A 697-nucleotide genomic window follows, 5' to 3' on the forward strand; every position below is an offset into this window, starting at 1 on the left:
GGATTACAGGACTTGTAGGTATTGTATGGAGGGGAACTCTAACATCTGTGAGCATCTAGTCATAGCAGGTTATGGAATAGATGGATGTTATGCGGAATACATGTTAATCCCAGAGAGGACAGTCGTAGACTTGGTTAAAGTTCCAGATAACATTAAACCTGAGTGGGCTGCAATCACTGGTTGTGGATTTGGAACTGCGTGGAACGCGCTAACTATGAAGTCTAGCTTAAAGCCTGGAGATACGTTAATAGTTCTGGGAACTGGGGGGATGGGACTAAGTGCAGTTGCTATAGCTTCAGCCATGGGCATTAAGGTGATTGGAATAGATATTAATGAAGGTGCTGTTGAGAGGGCAAAGACGTTACCAGAAAGTAGATATGAAGTTGAGAGGATTGCGGTATTGGCAAGGTTTTATGGTGGTCTTATCCTGAACTCCTTGGGTAAAACAATACCATCAAGTATGAAGAATAGTTTTCACATAACAATGAGAGAACCTCTAGGAGTAGTAGGAATTATCACTCCATGGAACTTTCCATTCTTAATCCCTGGATGGAAGATAGTTCCCGCAATAGCCACTGGGAACACAGTAGTCTTTAAACCAGCTACAAATACTCCAACGGTAGCTTATGAATTAGTTAAAGCCTTTTATGATGCTGGTCTGCCAAAAGGAGTTTTAAATTTCGTGACAGGTTCAGGC

At 42.0% G+C, this 697-nt stretch carries 1 protein-coding gene; it reads left to right on the forward strand.

The window, feature by feature from the left end:
• Window positions 1–697: aldehyde dehydrogenase family protein (locus tag DMP16_RS10555; RefSeq protein ID WP_185957877.1), on the forward strand; the 697-nt coding region annotated here is incomplete at both ends.

This window comes from Sulfolobus sp. B1 (assembly GCF_007050195.1).
In the GTDB taxonomy this organism is placed as follows: domain Archaea; phylum Thermoproteota; class Thermoprotei_A; order Sulfolobales; family Sulfolobaceae; genus Saccharolobus.